The 18,225-nt window shown below is 61.3% G+C and carries 15 protein-coding genes; 3 read left to right on the top strand and 12 right to left on the bottom strand.

The window, feature by feature from the left end:
* Window positions 1-43 precede the first annotated feature (43 nt).
* Entirely contained in the window at window positions 44-520 is a 477-nt protein-coding gene (locus NIBR502770_RS10725) for a GtrA family protein (RefSeq protein ID WP_246857242.1), read from the top strand.
* A 250-nt stretch (window positions 521-770) separates the two neighbouring features.
* On the opposite strand, the gene NIBR502770_RS10720 is transcribed toward NIBR502770_RS10725, so the two are convergent.
* From NIBR502770_RS10720 to NIBR502770_RS10690, 7 genes are all read right to left on the bottom strand, one after another.
* A complete protein-coding gene (locus tag NIBR502770_RS10720) occupies window positions 771-2,468 on the bottom strand; it encodes a DUF2142 domain-containing protein (protein WP_141181919.1) in 1,698 nt (565 codons plus the stop codon).
* Entirely contained in the window at window positions 2,465-3,445 is a 981-nt protein-coding gene (locus NIBR502770_RS10715; protein ID WP_210418847.1) for a substrate-binding domain-containing protein, read from the bottom strand. The genes NIBR502770_RS10720 and NIBR502770_RS10715 overlap by 4 nt, the downstream gene beginning before the upstream one ends.
* Window positions 3,446-3,594: 149 nt before the next feature.
* Window positions 3,595-5,568 (bottom strand): DUF6541 family protein, encoded by a 1,974-nt coding sequence (locus tag NIBR502770_RS10710; RefSeq protein WP_371416455.1) that lies wholly within the window; start codon window positions 5,566-5,568, stop codon window positions 3,595-3,597.
* A complete protein-coding gene (locus NIBR502770_RS10705) occupies window positions 5,565-6,797 on the bottom strand; it encodes a lipopolysaccharide biosynthesis protein (RefSeq protein ID WP_141159985.1) in 1,233 nt (410 codons plus the stop codon). The genes NIBR502770_RS10710 and NIBR502770_RS10705 overlap by 4 nt, the downstream gene beginning before the upstream one ends.
* Window positions 6,798-6,824: 27 nt before the next feature.
* On the bottom strand, window positions 6,825-7,868 hold the full coding sequence (locus NIBR502770_RS10700; RefSeq protein ID WP_141181916.1) for a hypothetical protein: 1,044 nt from the start codon (window positions 7,866-7,868) through the stop codon (window positions 6,825-6,827).
* A 53-nt stretch (window positions 7,869-7,921) separates the two neighbouring features.
* The gene (locus tag NIBR502770_RS10695) at window positions 7,922-8,857 is read right to left on the bottom strand and encodes a glycosyltransferase (protein WP_141181915.1); all 936 of its coding nucleotides are present in this window, start codon (window positions 8,855-8,857) and stop codon (window positions 7,922-7,924) included.
* Window positions 8,857-9,609, bottom strand: a complete 753-nt coding sequence (locus tag NIBR502770_RS10690; RefSeq protein WP_141159988.1) for a glycosyltransferase — start codon at window positions 9,607-9,609, stop codon at window positions 8,857-8,859. Before NIBR502770_RS10690 ends, NIBR502770_RS10695 begins: the two co-directional genes overlap by 1 nt.
* 159 nt (window positions 9,610-9,768) lie before the next feature.
* On the opposite strand from NIBR502770_RS10690, the gene NIBR502770_RS10685 reads away from it, so the two are divergent.
* On the top strand, window positions 9,769-10,650 hold the full coding sequence (locus NIBR502770_RS10685; RefSeq protein ID WP_141159989.1) for a glycosyltransferase family 2 protein: 882 nt from the start codon (window positions 9,769-9,771) through the stop codon (window positions 10,648-10,650).
* A gap of 85 nt (window positions 10,651-10,735) precedes the next feature.
* On the opposite strand, the gene NIBR502770_RS10680 is transcribed toward NIBR502770_RS10685, so the two are convergent.
* From NIBR502770_RS10680 to rfbB, 4 genes are read right to left on the bottom strand one after another with little or no spacing between them, the layout of a single operon-like run.
* Window positions 10,736-11,122, bottom strand: a complete 387-nt coding sequence (locus tag NIBR502770_RS10680; protein ID WP_141159990.1) for a DUF2304 domain-containing protein — start codon at window positions 11,120-11,122, stop codon at window positions 10,736-10,738.
* An 8-nt stretch (window positions 11,123-11,130) separates the two neighbouring features.
* Window positions 11,131-11,856 (bottom strand): glycosyltransferase family 2 protein, encoded by a 726-nt coding sequence (locus NIBR502770_RS10675; RefSeq protein WP_141159991.1) that lies wholly within the window; start codon window positions 11,854-11,856, stop codon window positions 11,131-11,133.
* Window positions 11,853-13,283 (bottom strand): bifunctional dTDP-4-dehydrorhamnose 3,5-epimerase family protein/NAD(P)-dependent oxidoreductase, encoded by a 1,431-nt coding sequence (locus NIBR502770_RS10670; RefSeq protein ID WP_141181914.1) that lies wholly within the window; start codon window positions 13,281-13,283, stop codon window positions 11,853-11,855. The genes NIBR502770_RS10675 and NIBR502770_RS10670 overlap by 4 nt, the downstream gene beginning before the upstream one ends.
* A 3-nt stretch (window positions 13,284-13,286) precedes the next feature.
* Window positions 13,287-14,285: a dTDP-glucose 4,6-dehydratase gene (rfbB, locus tag NIBR502770_RS10665; protein WP_141159993.1), complete on the bottom strand. Its 999-nt coding sequence runs from the start codon at window positions 14,283-14,285 to the stop codon at window positions 13,287-13,289.
* A gap of 55 nt (window positions 14,286-14,340) precedes the next feature.
* Between rfbB and rfbA the strand changes: the two genes are divergently transcribed.
* Complete coding sequence (gene rfbA, locus NIBR502770_RS10660; RefSeq protein WP_141181913.1) at window positions 14,341-15,210, top strand: glucose-1-phosphate thymidylyltransferase RfbA; 870 nt, start codon at window positions 14,341-14,343, stop codon at window positions 15,208-15,210.
* Between the two features lie 61 nt (window positions 15,211-15,271).
* On the opposite strand, the gene NIBR502770_RS10655 is transcribed toward rfbA, so the two are convergent.
* Window positions 15,272-17,773, bottom strand: coding sequence for a GH25 family lysozyme (locus NIBR502770_RS10655; protein WP_141181912.1), 2,502 nt, complete (start codon window positions 17,771-17,773; stop codon window positions 15,272-15,274).
* Between the last annotated feature and the right edge of the window lie 452 nt (window positions 17,774-18,225).

The following is an 18,225-nucleotide window of genomic DNA, read 5'->3' as shown; positions in this document are numbered from 1 at the left end:
GCAGAGGCTGAACACTCCGCAACCATGAGAGGATCACCCACCCATGCCAACACCGCCGTCAGGCACGTCTTCATCAGCGGAAACCCCTGTCGAAGCTGCTCCAGCTGTTCCGGGGATGGTCATGGGGCTCTACCGGCACCCGGTGGTCAGGTTCCTGCTTGTTGGCGGCGTTTCGTTTGCCCTGGACCTCGGGCTGTTGGCCATCCTCCACGAAATTTTCGATGTCCCGCTCTGGATAGCGACTCCAATCGCGTTTATCGTGAGCCTGGTTTTCAATTTCCTTCTGCAGCGCCTGTTCACGTTCCGCGCCAACAACAGCGGCAGCATCAGTGCGCTGAAGTACATCCTGCTGGTGATCGTCAACATCCTGGTCAGCGACCTCATCGTCACTGGTTTTGATGCCGTCGGCTGGACCTACGTCATTGGCAAGACCGCTGCCACCATCCTTACGACCGCGTGGAATTACTTCCTGTACCGTCACTGGATTTTCCGGCGTACACCGGAAGAGACGCGCTCATAAGAAAACGCGGGTGGTGCGCTACTGGCTTCCACCCCCGCTGGCCGGCGTACCTAATTTTGTCCGGCGAAATCGCCGCGTAGGAGAGAGGCCTGCAGGACGGCTGACCAAGACTCAGTGCGGCTGCCCGAAAACTGCCTGCCCGCCGTTCGATACCGGGCAGGCAGTTTGAAGGCTAATCCATGGATAACGGGCGGCACACGGATGCCCCCTAGGTAAAGTCCCCATGTCCGCAGGGAGGGCCCGGGTCAGTTTATTTTCCCGGCCGCAGGCTCTCGCCGGAGCTCATCTGCGCTTCAGCCACAGCAGCGGTACCGGACGGCGCAGGCTCCCGACCGGTGATTTCTTCCGTTATACCTGACTCAGGGCCTGAATTTGACCGGGCTCCGCTGTCCAGGGACAGGGTCCGCTTCACCAGCGGGCTCCCCGGGTGGAGGTACCGGAAGAGGAGCAGGGCTCCGACCGCTGTCACGAGCAGGTACAGGATGGTCAGGGGCAGCCAGCCCAGGGGCGGCTGCCAGTGCGGTGACGAAAACAGCGTCTGCCAGTTGGCTATCTCGCTGATGCCGACGACGTAGCGGCGCAGAACATAGACAAAGGCGAGCGTGTGGCACGCGACGATGAGCCAAAAGAAGACCCTGGAAATGCGCAACGCCAGAGCGCCGCCGGGGAATCGCAGCTTGCGCAGGCCAAGTCCGACACTGATGAACAGGACTACCACCAAGGGAAGCGTGTAGCGGCCCTGCCAGATGAATCCCATCCCGCGCCACAACGCGGTTTGCAGGAGCGCGGGGACCAGGTACAGCATGGCGAGCGCCACCCAGTAACCTGTCCAGTTCCGCAGCGGGCGGACGCAGAAGGGGACCACCAGGCCTGCAATCATGAGGCCGCCCCAGACAAGGGCAACCAGCTCGGGGACCGGCGTGTCCAGCCAGCCCATGGTCCCAATGTATTGCGGGAAGAAGTCGTAGGTCTGGTCAAGCATGATCATGAAGCCCCTGTAGAGGGGGGCGTCGGGGTGCGGACTGGCAATGCCCTCAGGAGCAACGCCGACGTTGGCCGGGCCGTTCGCTGCGATGTACATCCACAGCAGTCCCAGCAGGGCCCCTGGAACGGCCAGTGCTACCGCCGTGAGGACCCGCCGGTCCCTGAAGACGGTCACGACCCTGCGGAGACGGAAGGAGCAAACCCCTACGACGAGGGCGCACAGCAGCCACACCAGCGATATTTGCCGCGCATTGGCCAGCACCACCGTCGCGGCCGCGACGGTGGCCAGGGCGGGCAACACGCGCCTTGTGCCCCTTCGGTTGTCCAGAACGACGACGAAACCTGAGAAGGCAGCCATCGTGGCCGCAATCTCCAATGAGTTGGGGTTGATTCCTCCGCCGAGGAACAGGACCATGGGCGTCATGGCAAGGGCTGCGACAAGGACGGCGTACTTTGGCCGCCTCAGCTCCGTCAAGGCAGTGAACCCAGCGGCGAAGAACACAGCGCACAAGAGCGCGCTGACCAGGCGCATGCCGTAGATTGCGGGTGCGCCGGACATGAACAAGGTAGGAAGCCCTACTATCCAGTAGTACATCGGGTTGTAGGAGCCTGCTGACGTGACGCCGATGTTCGTGAACGTATCGTCCACGTAGATGGGCGCTGCGCAGTCGGCTGCCTGTGCCCTGTTGAACTTGTAGCAGCTCTGGGCATGAAGACTGGCGATGTAGTTGGGAACGCGGACGTGGACGCCGTGGCCAAATGATGTGCCGTCCTCAACCAGAACCTGCCCCCGAACCACGGCTGCTGCCTTGATGGTGTGAGCCGGTTCGTCGGGGACGCCCATCAAGGGTGTTGCCAGGGACCACAGCCCAAACAGCAGGAAGAAGATGGCAGTCAGGAGAGCGAAGGTGGGAAGGGGCCGGGGAAGGGAACGCGCGCGAACACTTCTTAGGAATAAACTCACTGTCCGTCTCCAATTGCATTGACGAGGGCGCGCCCTTCGTTCACCGCCCTTTTGCTTGGCGACATGACGAAGGCGAATGCGTTCGCGTTCTTTTGTGCTTCTTCGCTGAGTGCGCTTTCACCGAACGAGCGGGCCAGCCGGCCCATATTTTCGTCGGTATACTCCCGGCACATGTACAGGTAGATAACGGTGCCCAGGCCATAACCCGAGCGCCCATCGAGTGCCTGGGTGACTGCGGTTGATGACGCGGTAACGTTGCCGGTGGACACGGCGTCGACCACTGAGGATGCCTGGAGCCGCCGGGGCTTGCCATCGAAGACAAGCTGGGCAGCGACGAACCTGTTCCCGATGATGCTTCCATCAAGGATCGACAGGCCTCCGTTGGTGTCGTCCAGCTTGTTCGCGAGATCCAGGGGGGGAGACTGGACTTGACCCTTTACACTGCCCGGCCATCGGTCCTCGGCGGGGGCGTTCCAGTCGGTTCCCGCGTCCCTGAGGTAGGAATTAACCGGGCGGACAGTATCCGAGGGCCCCTCCTGTACGAGAACGGTGATAGCCACGTCGGGGAGGGCGGTCTCCGGATTCAGTGCCGCTATTTTAGGGTCATTCCAGCGCGTGATGGCCCCCTGAAGGATCTGCGCAAGGGTTTTCGCATCCAGGATGAGATCGTTGACACCCTTGAGCTTGACGGCCACACCCACGGGCAGCACACCGGCAGCTATGGACATGGCACCCTCGGATGTGCACATTCCCCGGACTGCGGAAGCCTCGGTTTCCGCGAGCGGGGCGGAACCAACAGCGAACTGGGCCTGCCCGTCCTGGAATGCTTTAAGCCCTGCCGCAGACCCGTCGGGGGAGTAGCTGACGTAGGTTCCCTTCACCGTGCTTCCCCACGCGAGGCCCCACGCACTGACAGCTCCCTGGCCTGCATTGCTCCCAATTCCGGTCAGGGCACCCTCGATTGTCCCCGGAGGCATGGTTGCGCATGCAGACAGGGGCAGGAGTGCGGACAGCACAACAGCGGCACCGATTTTAGTTCGTCGAGAAACGGGAATCACCTATCCAGCCTAGTGGTCAAGCACTGCAAGTATGGGCACGGCCGTCGCCACGCCGGTGAAGGGCACACTCATTCACAACCGGAAATCCGGTATAGCCGTGCGTCCTGGCCTTGCGAATCCACCAGGGTTAATCCGTTTCCCGGCGCAAGGTTGGTCAACGCCGGGTATTTTTCGGACCCTGGCAGGTCGATCAGGTAACGGGCCCCAAAATCCAGGACGTACTGCACGTTTTTATTGCGCAGGGCCGCGCAGACGGCAGGGTTGTCCGCGGCCTCTCCGAGCTTTTGATTAATCAGTTCCGTATCAGGGTCGTCCGTTGTAAACAGGTGAGTTGTCAGGACGCGGCGGCCGGTGTAGGCATATGCGAGTGAACTCCCGTTCCACGGATTGTCAGCTATGACTGCATCGGAAGGGACGCGGGACGGGAGCCGCTGTATTAAAGCAAGCTCATCCGGTGTCAGGAGCTCCGATTGTGCGTCGAAGCGGTAAACGGACGAGGCGCCGTTGATGTAGTGGCTCAGCGGGCCTGCGAACGAAGCCAGGAGGGCGAAAACCACCACAGCTGCTGTGGACAGTACTGTTTTCCCGCTCGCGCCTGTCCGGTCGATGGAAGCTTCCCATACCTGCCACGTCCGCGTGCCTGGGCGGGAGGAACGGGTTGAATCCCACAGACGCAGACCTCCGATGACGGCAAGCGGGGTCACAAGAAGCGGCAGGAGGGCCGCGAGGCGGTAGGTGTCCTGGTACCAGGTGCCGATCAGGATGTCCCGGATGCTGCCTTTCGGGAACGACGCCGCAACGATATAGAGCCCTCCGAGTACGGCGTAGCACGCAGCCATCCAGCGCCACTTCCGTACCTTGAAGGTGGTGAGGAGACCGTAGACCGACAGGATGGAAACCACTACGGCCGGTATGGCTGATTGCATCGTGCTGGCTGTGAGTATTTCCCCGACGGCGGCGCCCGGCTTCACGGTTGGTCCCCAGTTGTCATAGGGGGCAGGGCGCAACTTCAACCACAGGACCGCGGCAACCGCGAGGACCCCGACGGTCCCGGCAAGGAACAGCCAGGCTCCGGCGGGGTTCACCCGCAGCATCTCCCGGCGCGGCATGATCCGCCACCACAAAATGGCGAGGATCGGAAGGCCAAGGGCCACCGTGATGTTGATGGAACTCGTGTGGGCAAATGCGAGACCTGCCAGCGATAACACCAGCGCCGCTGCCCAGCTGAGAAGTGGTTCCGTCCGCGTCCGCCCGATGCGGACCAGCGCTGCGAGTTCGACAATCACAACCGGCATCATGCTGAGGGCCATGGCGTAGGGGAACAAAGGGCCCCAGACAATCATGAGGAAGGGGAAGGCAACTTGTGTGCCGGCGATCACTGCAGCGATGATGAGGGCCGCCGGCCTGCGCGAGATGGTCTTGGCGACGAGGAACAGACAGGAGGCAGGCCAGAGGAGCACGACAATGACCAGGTTCAGAACGTTCTCAGCAGTAGGAATATCCACTGAAGCAAGCTGCACAAGGAGGGCAGCAAAAGAATGCCACGCCGCGGGATAGACCGCGTCAAGGCCCTGCACGCCCTGTATCGACGCCAGAGTCAGTGACGAGGCGTTTCCACTGTCGAGGATGAAGCGGATGGCATTGAGGTGAAAGACGTTATCGAAGACTTGCGACGGGTGGGCCGGAGATCCCACCAGTTGGATAAACCGCCACGTCATGGGCAACGTCGCGAGGGCAAGTGCAGCGAAGGGCAAGTACTTCCGCCAGTGGGGGGTTGTCAGTCGCCAAGGGACGCCACGGGTCAGGACCAATGCTCCGGCGGCGAGAACCGCGCTGACGAGGAGATAAGGCAGGATGCTCCAGGGCACGTGGAGCAGGCCGCCGAGGACTCCGGCAAATCCGGCGGCTGCTGTTGAGAGCAGGGGGGCGATGCCAAGGATCCCGCCCAACCGGAACTTGAGGCAGGATGCGATGGCGGCGCCGGGAACATAAAGGAGCAGAATTGCCGCTGCCGACGCCGGAAGGATGGTCAGCCAGTTCACGACGGTATTTCCTCAGTCCTGTCCTTCGGTGACGGCTCCCGCATCAACCGGATGATGGCGCGCAGCTGTATGAGGGTCACCGCAATTTCTCCCACCGCTAACCCCAGCGCCCCGCCTGGGCCGCCCATCAGATGCGCCAGGATGACCATGGCCGGGAGCCCGACGATGGCTCCTGCAATAGTGCTGGAGAAAACCACCCGCATCTGTTTGGCAGGTACCAGCCAGTGGGCTCCCGTAGAAGTTGTTATACAGACGAGGAGGAACGACAGGCCGAACCAGAAACAGGTCCAAAAGTCAGCCGCCAAAGCTGACCCAAAAATGGTGGCGCTGGCCCACGGGCCCAGGAGGGCCAGGATCAGCCAGCCTGCTGCGCCCAGGACTGACAAAGCCAGGAGAGAGAACCTTCGCCGCTCCTTGTGGTCCGAGCCGAACTCGTTGACCCAGCCTTGGAGGCTGTTACCCAACGCGGCAGTCGCGAGTTGACCAATGCGGTACAGCTTCTCCGCTGATACGAACGCAGCCAACCCGGAAGTGGAGGCAGCAAACTGCACCACGAGGACCGGAGTAGAGGCGTACGCTCCTGCCGCGACGGTCACGCCTGCCCCGCCCCTCAGCTCCCAGATTTCCCGAATTACTGCGCGGGGAGTCAGCCCGTGGAAGTCTGTCCGTTCAGCGTGATCCTTGTTGAACCACAAGGTTCCCGCCAGGCCAAGCAGCAGAAGTGCCAGGGGGTAGAGGAAGATCTCACCGGTCGCGAACAAGAGCGGGATAACGCCCAGGGTTGCGACCATGCGGGGAATAACGTCGTATTTAGCAATCCTGCCGGCGTGCCCTGTCGCTATGCAGTACCAGGCCGGGGTGAGCCCTGCGGCCGCTTGGGCACAGGCCATTAGGAAAGCGACCCAGAACTGCTCTCGCACGCCCGTGAATGAGAGGGCGGCTGCCATAAGGGGAACGGCGCAGACGAAGACAAAGAATCGGGTGACGAAACTAGTGGCGTAGAGCCGGCGCCGCGTAATGGGGTCGCTTTGCGAGGCGACGGCGGCAGGACCTGTCAATGGCCACCCAAGACCGATGACAATGGCCGCGATTGCCCCGACGGCCTGGCCCACGGCCAGGGAATTCCAGGCTGGTGCTCCACCGACCCTGGCGATGATGGGCAAGAGGATGAACGACGCAAGCGAGGCGAGCAGCGGCAATCCGGCGAAGGCGGCGATCCTTTTGATCATGCTGTGGTCTCCGCCGCGATGCGGCGACTACGCATAGTCATAGGCATCCTTGCCCAAACGGCCGTTAACGAAGACGTCTTCAACCTCCTGCTTGAACCGGGCACGTTCGTTGAGGATGGTTTCCCGGTAGCTGTCTTGTTTTGCCACTTCCTGCTCGAAGTTGGCGATGAGCTGCGGAAGCATGGCTGCAGCGGTGGCAACCTCGGTGTCTCCCGGCGTGATTTTGTGTTCCCAGGGAATGGGAACGTCAGCGTAGAAGGCGCCGGACCCGCGACGGGCCACGATTGTCAGGGCGCCGGAAAGCGTTGCCTCCCGAGGCATGCGGTCTTTACCGGGGTGGTGCCCCAGGTCCAAATAGACGCCGCATTGCCGCAGGGTCGCAACTACCTCGGCGCGGGTCATCCCGACAATTGGCTGCCATTCAATGCTGGGTGGGCTGGCCGCCTTCACCGCGTCGATGATGTGTCCGCCTTTGGCGGGATTGTAGGTAACCAGTTGGCGGTTGCGCTCGGCGGTGGCCGTGGCCTGGAATTCCCCGGTGGGGGTGTAGTCGGAAACCAAGGATGGCACCACGTCCAATCTGGTGGCTACAAAGGCCCACGCATAAGAGGACTGCACGAGGTGGATGACATCCTTATCGGTGCGCAATTTTGCCGGCGTCACGCCGTTCTTCCACATACGGGCGAAAGGAACTGCGGCTTCCTTTGCCTTTTCAAACAGGCCAGCCGTATTCCGGTACCACATGCGCTCGGCCATGAAGGTCAGCGAGTTATCGATACTGAGCCACCAGCACATGCGCCGGGCCTGCTTGATGTGGGACATCTCATGGACGTAGGTCTCCGGATAGACCACCACGTTTTCGGCGGTGTCGACGATTTCAGCTGCCTCCGGCGCATCGTAGATGTCGTACTGCTCCACGCGGTCATTGCCTGCCGTGTGCGGATGGGGGACCAGATAGGCGTCCTGCCCGAGCTCACGCAGCATATCGACCAGCTGATGGAGGGCTTCTGGCCCTCCTGTACGCAAGCCGCGGTGATAGAGGACAAAGATTGATCCTGAGTTAGTGGTCATGAATATTCTTTCGATGTTGACCGGGCAGTGCAGGGGAATGAGGGAACCGGCGACTAGCGTAGGCGGGCCGCGAGGGCGTCGTCTATCTTGCCCATCCGCTGATGAAGGGCGTCGCGGATGCCGGCCGCCGCGGCTACCGCGTGCTTACGCCTGTTCGGACCAAATCCGAAGCGCACAACGTTGCTTTGGATTTCCATGTATATTCTGCGCAGGACCCAGACCGGCTGTTTCAATGCATACCGGCGCGCGAGTGTCAGCGAGTTCCGGGTGATGTAGTAGACCCGGAACGGTGCGTGGTAGTAGATGTACAGCTTTTTGGCCCCAATGTGCGCATGCCAGCCGAGAATCTTCATCGGCCGTGCACTGCCCAGGCTGTGCTCAAGATTGCAGCCCCGTCCTGCCAGTGCACGGAGGCCGTGTTCCCGGAGTCGCGCATTGAATTCAGAATCCACGCAATCGATGAAGAACCCTTCGTCGAAGAGGCCAACTGCATCGAACGTGCGTGCCCGCACCAGTGTGCCGCTGGTCATGGGGTCGAAGATCTGGGGCTCATCCCGGCTGCCCCATACGGGCAGGGGAATGTGATTGTGCGACTCCGCGCACACCATGCCTACGCTGTGCGGGTCACTGGACGCTGCGACAGTAGCGAGAGCGGCACGGATGTAGTCTCCAGTGAACCTGGAGTCCTGGTCCATGGTGACAATCCACTCCGGGTTCCAGCGCTCGAGTGCTTCCTTGATTCCCGTGTTCAGAGCCTTGGCGATCCCGGAATTGATTCCGAGGCGCAGAACAACGGCACCTGCCTGCTCCATCTCTGCCAAGGCCTGCGATACATCGTCGCGCGAGCCGTCGTCGACAACCACGACATGGGAGACGAAGCCCAACAGCCACTTTACGTTGGCAACATTTTCTGCACCGGGGTTATAGGCAGAAACGACTCCACACACATCGGGGTGGAGGCTGGTCGGCTCCGGGCCAGACTGGACCATCACGCCTTCCTCGCCTGACGCGAGCGCCGTACTGCAACGTAGACGTTGCGCAGGAAAGCCATTCGTGCACGAATTATTTTTGAGGCTGAGCGGATGCCGTGGGGCGTCAGGTTCTCGCCGTGAAGTCTGTGCAGGATGGTGTCTTCTTCCATGTAGACGATGGAGCGGTTGACGTTGCCCACGGTGGCAAGCCACTGGTCATGGGATTCGTTCATATAGTGGGGGAACGGCAGTGCCTGTGCCAAAAGGTTCCGCCGGACGGCCATCGCGCAACCCCAGTGGAGGCGGTAACCGACCACAATGCCCAGAAGGTTGCGCAGGTGGTGGGTGGAATCCTTGGCCCGTAAACGAATTTCGTGGAATGAGCCGGGTTTTCCGTCGAAGTGCCTGCAGTTGCTCACAACCATGCTCTTGCCGTCCAAGGCCGAAATCATGCGTTCCACCCGGCCCGGGAGCCATACATCGTCCTGGTCCGACAGGAAAACGAACTCTCCCTGTGCCTCCCCGAGTGCTTTTTCAAACGTTGAAACATAGCCATGGTTATGTTCGGCATTGATCAGCCGGATCCGACGGTCCGGGACAGCGGCGACGATGGCAGCAGTGTTGTCCGTGGAACAGTCGTTGACGACAATGACTTCGTCGTGGGGGCCGAGTTCGGGAAGGATCGACTCGATTTGCTCGCTGATGTGGCGGGCGCCGTTGTAGGCAGCCATGCAAACACTGATGCGCGGCCGTGTGGTTGTGGGCTCCAAAAGTAATTCTCCTCACTCCGGGCGGTGCCAGCGGGGCGGGCAGGACCCCAAGCAGTCTAGCAAGCCGTGCCTGGCGGGCCCGACAAGGGCCCGTCAACTATAATCGTGGGGAAGCCGCCGAGTTCTTCGAGCGGAGCCCACGGAAGGAATCCCAGGTCCATGACCGTTGACGTAATGCTGCCCTACTACGGCGATGTCGATCAGATGAAGCTCGCAGCCCGAAGCGTGATGAACCAGGAGAACGAGGACTGGCGGCTCATCGTGATCGATGACGGCTACCCGGACCCCGAACCGGAACGCTGGTTCTCGACCATCACTGACACTCGCGTTACGTACCTCAAGAACGAGAAAAACCTGGGCGCCAACGGCAACTACCGCAAGGCCCTGACCATGGTCGAGTCACCGTATGTGGTCATCATGGGCGCAGACGATGTCATGCTGCCCAACTATCTGGACGTCGTCGTGGATGCGTTCGAGACCTACCCGCATGCCAGCGTCGTCCAGCCGGGCGTCCAGGTCATTGATGAAAAGGGCATAGCCTGCATCCCCCTGGCTGATGCCGTCAAAAAGGCCTACGCCCCGAAGACCCGCGAGCGGATCGAGCTCAAGGGTGAGCAGATGGCTACCAGCCTGGTACGTGCTGACTGGGCTTACTTTCCGTCGCTGGCCTGGCGGTCGGAGACCATCGTGCGGATCGGCTTCACCGACGGCCTGGACGTCGTTCAGGACCTTGCCCTGCTGCTGGACATAGCGGCAGAAGGCGGTTCCCTGGTGGTGGACCCCACGCTGTCCTTCCTGTACCGGAGGCACTCGGCGTCGGATTCTTCCGTGCGTGCCCTGGACGGCCGCCGCTTTGATGAGGAGCGGCGCTTCTTTGAGGGGCAGGCCGCCCGGTTTAAGGAACTTGGCTGGAACCGCGCTGCCCGTGCAGCGTCCTTCCACACCACCTCGCGGCTGAATGCTGCATCCTTGGTGGTCAAGTCCGTGGCCATGGGCAAGGTGGACTCCCTCCCACGGCTGGCAAAGCACATCTTCGGCTGACCGATTGCATAGGAAAGGGAGCGCCCCGCGGGGTCGCTCCCTTTTTTGTTTGGTCCACTTGGCCAGTCCCGCAGAAGTGCTCCTGCTACGCAGCGGGGCCGGTGGTTCCGTCCTGTCGCGGGCGTGACCCGACGCTTTGCTGCAGTGCCGAAAGCTCCACCTTCAACAAGGCCACCTCTTCGCAAAGGATGCGCACCTCATCCTCGGCCTGCGACTGCTCACGGGACAGGTGAAGGCATACACCGACAAGGAGGACCAGGGTGGTGATGAAGAGGAGGTTCGCGGGTACCTGGATTCCGAGCAAGCCACTTGCTTGCTCGAGCAGCGCGGGAAAAGCGGCCAACAGCAGCGTGCCTATGCCGATGACAATCCAGAGAACGGCGTACTTCTCGCGCAGCTTTTGCCTTCGCAGCATCTCGAAGACGAAGAAGAGAATCGCCACGACGACGATGGAGCCCATGAGGAGAGACATGTGGAATCCTAGTTGGTGGAAGGTGTGGATTTCTTGCGCGTCAGCGCGAACAAGAGCGCCATTCCTGAGCGGCCGAGGTAGATAGCGGCTTTGATGGGGTCATGGCTCGGGGTGCCGCCCTGACGCTCCCTCATTGAAACGCCAACCTGCCGGACAGTGCAGCCCGAACGTATTGCCACGACCAGTGAATCAATCGTGTCGCCCAGGTACTCGGCGGGATAATGGTCCAGGTATTGGCGGATGGCCTTAGCATTCGCTGCGCGGAAACCAGAGGTCACGTCGGTAAGCTTCGTCCGCGCCAGCCGGGATATCGTCCAGGCCAGGACGTTCATAGCCCACTTCCGGGGACCGCGCACGGTGTAGTTTCCGGCATCTGCAAACCGGGCACCAATGGCGATGTCGGCGTCACGCAGTCCGTCCAGGACCGCTTTGATGTCCCGGGGATCGTGTTGACCGTCCGCGTCCACCTGGATGACTTGCTTATATCCGTGCGCCTTGGCGTATTTGAATCCAGTGCGCATGGCGCCGCCGACGCCCATGTTGAACGGTAACTGAACGACCGTGGCACCGGCGGCGCGCGCAACCCGGGCGGTATCATCCCGGGAGCCATCATCCACCACCAACACATCGCAGGCCGGTCCGAACTCAAGGACTTCCGCAATGGTGTTGCCGATCGCCTCCGACTCATTCCAAGCCGGCATGATGACAAGAGTGTCGTGGCGTGCTTCGGTCATGCTGAAAATCCGCTCATGGTCGAATTGACGTACTCGGTCAGACGCAGCCCCGCTGCGGGTGCGTCGAAGCCGGCAGCCTTGATTTTGGACAGGTCAAGGACACTGTTAAGCGGTCGGGGCGCAGCATCCTTCCCCTCGAAGTATTCCTTGGTGCTTACGCCGGTCACTGAGGACCTGCTTTTGCCAGCCAGCTCGTAGACGTCTGCCGCAATGTCGGCCCACGACTGCGCCTCGCCGTCGTTGCTCAAGTTGTACGTGCCATACGGTGCCGCTGTTTCCAGCAGATGCCGGATGCCAGCGGCGATATCTTCGGTGAAACTGAGGCGCCCGTACTGATCGTTCACTACAGAAGGCTCTACTCCACGCGACGCGAGTGAAGCCATGGTGCGAACGAAGTTGTTGCCTTCCCCGATAACCCAACTCGTTCGGACGATGTAGTGCCGGGGAACCACGCTGACGACAGCGTCGCCGGCTGCTTTTGTCTGCCCGTAGACTCCCAGCGGGGTGAATGCCTCCGTCTCGGCATGAACTTCCTTGGCTCCGTCGAAGACATAGTCGGAGGAAACGTGTACGAGCGTGAGGTCATGCTCTATGGCGATTCTCGCAAGCTGCGTCATCGCGGTCACATTGGTTGCCCAGGCGGCCGCCCGGCCATCGGGGGTCTCCGCAGCGTCGACGGCCGTGTAGGCAGCCGCGTTCACAACGGTGGAATAGTTCTTCCAATTGCGGGCCAGGAAAGCATCCGGGTTGCCAAGGTCGAACTCACCGCGCGATGCGAACTCGACGGAAGGGTCGCCGTCGTACTGTTTTCGCAGTGCTTTGCCCAACTGCCCGTTCGCCCCGACCACCAAGGTCTTCTTCGGTGGCATCGGCACGACGTCGGCCAGGCGGGGGTGGGCCTTGTCTTTTTCGGATAATTCGGCGTCGGAGAGCGGGATTGGCCATTCGATGGCGACGGTTTCGTCCGCCAGGTTCAGGAACGTGTACTGACCTTGCGCGTCTGCGGACCAGTGGTCGTTGACGAGGTACGTGTAAGCCGTCGAATCTTCAAGAGTCTGGAAAGCATTGCCGACGCCGCGTGGAATGAAGATCGCCTGGCTTGGATCGAGCACGGCGGTGAACACGGCACCAAACGAGGGTCCGTGGCGCAGATCCACCCATGCTCCGAAGATCCGTCCCGTGGCGACCGAGATGAACTTGTCCCAGGGCTCTGCGTGGATCCCCCGGGTAGTACCCGCCTTCTCGTTGAAGGAGATGTTGTTCTGGACGGGCCGGAAGTCCGGCAGGCCGAGTGCAACCATCTTTTCCCGTTGCCAGTTTTCCTTGAACCAGCCGCGGTTGTCGCCGTGGACAGGAAGGTCGTAGAGAACGACGCCGGGAATGGGCGTTTCGTGGAAGGCGAGCTTTTTAGAGAACTCGATGGACATGCCTTACTGGCCCTGTTCCTTGTACTTGGCCTCCGTGGCGGCCTTCTGGGGGCGCCACCAGTCCTCGTTATCCCTATACCAGGCGATGGTGTCTTCGATGCCGGTCTCAAAGTTTGAGAACCGGGGTTCCCAACCGAGCTCGGTGCGCAGCTTTGTTGAATCGATGGCATACCGCAGATCATGACCAGCACGGTCCACCACATGGTCGTAGGCGTCCGGGGCCTGGCCCATGTGCTTGAGGATCAGTTCAACGACGTCCTTGTTGTTCTTCTCGCCGTCGGCGCCAATCAGGTAGGTCTCCCCGATGCGGCCTTTCGCAATGATGGCGAGGACGGCCGAGGAGTGGTCATTGGCGTGAATCCAGTCCCGGACGTTTTCCCCCTTGCCGTAGAGCTTGGGCCGGATGCCGTCGATCACGTTGGTGATCTGCCGTGGGATGAACTTTTCCACGTGCTGGTAGGGACCGTAGTTATTGGAGCAGTTGCTGATGGTTGCCTGAAGCCCAAATGAGCGAACCCACGCGCGGACCAGGAGGTCGGACCCGGCCTTGGTGGAGGAGTACGGGCTGGACGGGTTGTAAGGGGTCTGTTCCGTGAAACGCTCGGGATCGTCGAGTTCGAGATCGCCGTAGACCTCGTCCGTGGAGATGTGGTGGAAGCGTTTGCTGTGCTTCCGTGCAGCTTCGATGAGGGTGTAGGTACCGATGATGTTGGTGTCGAGGAAGGGCCGGGGGTCGTGCAGCGAATTGTCGTTGTGCGATTCCGCTGCGTAGTGGACCACCACATCTGCTTCGGCAACGAGCCCGTCCACCAGGGCGGGGTCGGCAATATCGCCTTGGACGAATGAGAAGCGGTCTGCTGGAAGGCCCTGCAGCGATGCAAGGTTGCCGGCGTAGGTCAACTTGTCCAGAACAGTGACATGGTCTTCCGTGTTCTCAATAACGTAGTGGACAAAGTTTGAGCCAATGAAGCCGGCGCCGCCGGTAACAAGAAGTCGCTGCATAATTCCCAAGACTACCGGATTTGCCGCTGCACTTAGCTAAAGGAAAGATGGGTGCATGCGCGGAATAATACTCGCCGGCGGTACCGGCTCGAGGCTCCATCCCATCACTTTGGGCGTCAGTAAGCAGTTGGTCCCGGTGTACGACAAGCCGATGATCTACTACCCGCTCTCCACGTTGATCCTCGCGGGCATCCGGGACATCCTGATTATCACCACTCCCCATGATGCCGAGCAGTTTGAGCGACTCCTCGGTGACGGCTCCCGGTTTGGTGTTTCCATCACCTACAAGCAGCAGCCTTCACCTGATGGCCTAGCGCAGGCATTTGTTCTCGGTGCTGAGCACATCGGCGACGACAGCGTAGCCCTTGTCCTAGGCGACAACATCTTCTACGGGCACGGCATGGGAACGCAGTTGCGGCGATTTGAAAATATCGATGGTGGGGCAGTATTCGGCTACTGGGTGGCCGACCCGAAGGCCTATGGCGTCGTGGAGTTTGACGAAAACGGTAAAGCCGTTTCGCTGGAAGAGAAGCCGTCCGAACCGAAGAGCCACTACGCGGTGCCGGGACTCTACTTCTACGACAACGACGTCGTGGATATTGCGAAGAACCTCAAGCCATCCGCGAGGGGAGAGCTTGAGATCACCGACGTCAACCGTACTTACTTGGAGCGCGGCAAACTGCAGGTTGAGATTCTTCCACGGGGCACGGCCTGGCTGGATACAGGAACTTTCAATGACCTGAACGACGCGTCAAACTTCGTTCGGACCACGGAGAACCGGCAGGGACTCAAGATTGGGGCCCCGGAGGAAATTGCCTGGCGCCTGGGGTTCCTTACAGATGAAGAACTGCGTGAGCGGGCCGAACCTCTCGTCAAGAGCGGTTATGGTTTGTACCTCATCGACCTGTTGGAACACGGCCGCTGATCACGAGCAAGAAAGCAGGGGCGGGACCGCGAAAGCGGTCCCGCCCCTTTTTGTCAACGTGTCAGTTGAGGCGTACCTTCGCTCCGCCGGCCGAGGTCCAGCTGATGGCACCCCCCTGGAAGTTCTGGCTGCAGGACAACCTGTCGGCGGTGCACGTTTGGCCGCTTGTGGGGAAGGCCAGCGCACCGTTTTCGAAGCCTTGTCCTGCCCAGGTCTGCTGGATGGGCCCTGGCATCATCACTTGTGCGCCGCTGGCGGCGGACCACAGGGTGGTTCCCTTCTCAAAGTTTTGGAAGCAACCACCGTTGCGCAACCCGCAGATGGCGCCGCTGGTGGGGTAGCCAAGTGAGCCGCCCTCGAAACCCGTGGTGGCCCACTTGTCCCGGATGGGGGCCGATGACATGGTCTGAGCTCCGGTGGCGGGGGAGTACATGACTGTTCCGTTCACGAAGTTCTGGAAGCAGCCGCCGTTCCGGAGACCGCACACCTGTTCGCTGGTGGGATATCCAAGAATTCCGTTCTCAAAACCGGAAGCGATCCAGGCATCCCGGACCGGACCGAACGACATTGCATGTGCCCCGCTGGCATTGGACCACATCACAGTCCCGCCCAGGTAGTTCTGGAAGCACCCGGCACCGACCAGCCCACAGATGACATTTGAAGCGGGGTAACCGAGGGCGCCGTTTTCAAAGCCTTGCTTCTGCCAGAAGTCACGGATGGGTCCCAGGAGGCTGGGTTGGGCGCCTGCAGCTGGGGAGTACATGAGTGCACCCTTGGCGAACATCTGGAAGCATCCACCGTCCTTGAGGCCGCAGATCTGGGCGGACGCAGGGTAGCCGAGGGCCCCTCCTGCCGCACCAAGGTTCGTCCACGCCTGGGCCATGGGGCCAGCCGGGACCGTCTGGAGCGGTGTCGCCGCGGAGTAGGCGACCGTGCCCTTTTCGAAGGACTGCCAGCATTCGGTCTGAACGGCGCCGCAGCTGGCCGGACCTGTCGGGTAGCCCAGTTGGCCGTTTTCGAAGCCGGTTTGCGCCCAGTAGTTAAGGATGCGGCCAGTCATTGCGTACGCCCCTGAGGCGGGTGAGAACAGAATGCTTCCACCCTGGAACAGCTGATAGCAGCCGCCGCCTCGTAGTCCGCAGACTTCCTTGGCAAGCGGGAATCCGATGGGTTCTCCCTTTGTCCTTGCTGCCTTCCAGGTGTCACCGATGCCCATGTAGATGGGCCATGCACCAGTTGTGGGTGTCGACCCGATGACTCCGCCGCTGAACAGCTGCGTGCAGTCGGACGCGCTGCAGCTTACATCTGTTGTCGGGAACCCTAGGAGGCCGTTCTCAAACCCGTCCTTGGCCCATGCGTCCAGGACCGGTCCCGATTTGACCAAGTGTGCTCCGCTGGACGGACTCCAAAGCGCGGACCCGGCTTGGAATAGCTGGAAGCATCCGCCAAACCGCAGCCCGCATGTCGCGTTGCTCGTGGGATAGCCCCACGGGCCATTTTCGTAGCCTTGCGCGGCCCAGGCATCGCGAATCGCGCCGAATGGAACGAAGGCGGCACCAGTGGATGGCGACGACATGATGCTGCCGCCTTGGAAGTTCTGGAAGCATCCGCCGTTTTTCAGTCCACAGATCAGGTCACTGGTCGGATAGCCTGCCGCGCTGCGTTCGGCACCGAGGGCCTGCCACGCTCCGGTAACGGACCCCGCGGAAACGGCGAAGGCTCCGGACGCCGGGGACCACATCACGGTTCCGCCCTGGAAGCCCTGGTAGCAGCCGCCGCTGGTCAAGCCGCATGTGATGGCGGTGGTTTGACTGCCCAGCGATGGATGAGCCTTTGCATATGCCGCTATCTGCTGGGTGGCCTGGGACGGGACCTGGACGGAGGGCGTGCCGGTTCCGGCAAACCGCTGGAGCGATGCGTAGTCACCGTTCCACACATTCGAGTCACCAGCCAGTGGGCCAGTGCTGCTGTACTGCCAGATGCTGTAGGTGTTCCAGCTTGCCGGCACCGCGCCGGCATCATCGCTGGGGGATCCGGGGTATGCGGCTACCCACAGCGGGTAGTCGCCAAAGTCTGTCGGCGTGCCGAGGCACTGGTTCCACCAGCTCGTATTGGTGTAGATAACTGGCAGCCGGCCGGTAAGGGACAGCATGGTGTTGCCAAAGTCCCGAACCCAGGAAGCCAATTGGCTTCCGGACATGTCGTAGCAGGTATTGCCGAAGTAGAAACCGTTGATCGTCTTGCCTGCATATGGATTGAACTCAAAATCCAGGACGGGCGGCATTGTGTACCCGTCAGCCGACCAGCCGCCTCCGTTATTTACGAAATAGCGCGCCTGGTCCGCACCCGAGGACCAATTGGGAATGGCGAAGTGGTAGGCGCCCCGGATCATTCCGACGCTTCGCGCGCCCTGGTACTGGGAGCCGAAGAGGTCATTGGTGAAGTAGTTGCCTTCTGAAGCCTTCACGTAGGCGAATCTGGCACCCATGTTCCATTGCTGCTGCCAGTCAACGCTCGTTTGGTGCCCGCTGACGTCAAGTCCCTGAACGCCAAACGAGGGCATCCATGTGCCTTGGGTGGACAACGATTCGGTGCTGAGCTTCCTGGCGGGGTCAGAGCTGTTCGATGCCGTGACCCTCGCGGAGCGCTGGCCCATCTCCGCTCCGCCGGGACCGATCGCCTGAGCCATGGTTTGTGGCGAAGGAGTGGGGCCCGGTGAGGTTGCAGGCAGGGGCGAGGTTGAAGGCAATGGCGCGGATGCCGGCGAAGGGGCCGACGTCGGAGCCGGTGATGCTGCGGTGCCCGGAGCTGAAGTGGAGGTAGCAGAAGGTGTCGGCGCCGGGCTGACTTCTGCTGCGGTGGCTACATCAGCCATGCCGGGTCCGGCGAGCAACGAGACGGCCAACAGGGCGGTCCCGAGGGACTTCATGACTGGGTGACGGGACTGAGACAGGTTCCGCTTCATATGGGCTCCGGAGACAATGTGGCGCTCCCCCGAGCGCCTCTTTGGATACT

The sequence above is a fragment of the Pseudarthrobacter sp. NIBRBAC000502770 genome (assembly GCF_006517815.1).
GTDB lineage: Bacteria > Actinomycetota > Actinomycetes > Actinomycetales > Micrococcaceae > Arthrobacter > Arthrobacter niigatensis.
Note: the sequence above shows the minus strand (reverse complement) of the source record. Positions and strands in the feature narration are given on the sequence as shown.

Coding starts and splice junctions, on each gene's coding strand:
- NIBR502770_RS10700 (WP_141181916.1), bottom strand. CDS start 7,868: ATGACCACTAACTCAGGATCAATCTTTGTCCTCTATCACCGCGGCTTG.
- NIBR502770_RS10725 (WP_246857242.1), top strand. CDS start 44: ATGCCAACACCGCCGTCAGGCACGTCTTCATCAGCGGAAACCCCTGTC.
- NIBR502770_RS10715 (WP_210418847.1), bottom strand. CDS start 3,445: ATGCCTCCGGGGACAATCGAGGGTGCCCTGACCGGAATTGGGAGCAAT.
- NIBR502770_RS10705 (WP_141159985.1), bottom strand. CDS start 6,797: ATGATCAAAAGGATCGCCGCCTTCGCCGGATTGCCGCTGCTCGCCTCG.
- NIBR502770_RS10680 (WP_141159990.1), bottom strand. CDS start 11,122: ATGTCTCTCCTCATGGGCTCCATCGTCGTCGTGGCGATTCTCTTCTTC.
- NIBR502770_RS10685 (WP_141159989.1), top strand. CDS start 9,769: ATGACCGTTGACGTAATGCTGCCCTACTACGGCGATGTCGATCAGATG.
- NIBR502770_RS10655 (WP_141181912.1), bottom strand. CDS start 17,773: ATGCCCTCGTTTGGCGTTCAGGGACTTGACGTCAGCGGGCACCAAACG.
- rfbB (WP_141159993.1), bottom strand. CDS start 14,285: ATGCAGCGACTTCTTGTTACCGGCGGCGCCGGCTTCATTGGCTCAAAC.
- rfbA (WP_141181913.1), top strand. CDS start 14,341: ATGCGCGGAATAATACTCGCCGGCGGTACCGGCTCGAGGCTCCATCCC.
- NIBR502770_RS10675 (WP_141159991.1), bottom strand. CDS start 11,856: ATGACCGAAGCACGCCACGACACTCTTGTCATCATGCCGGCTTGGAAT.
- NIBR502770_RS10670 (WP_141181914.1), bottom strand. CDS start 13,283: ATGTCCATCGAGTTCTCTAAAAAGCTCGCCTTCCACGAAACGCCCATT.
- NIBR502770_RS10695 (WP_141181915.1), bottom strand. CDS start 8,857: ATGGTCCAGTCTGGCCCGGAGCCGACCAGCCTCCACCCCGATGTGTGT.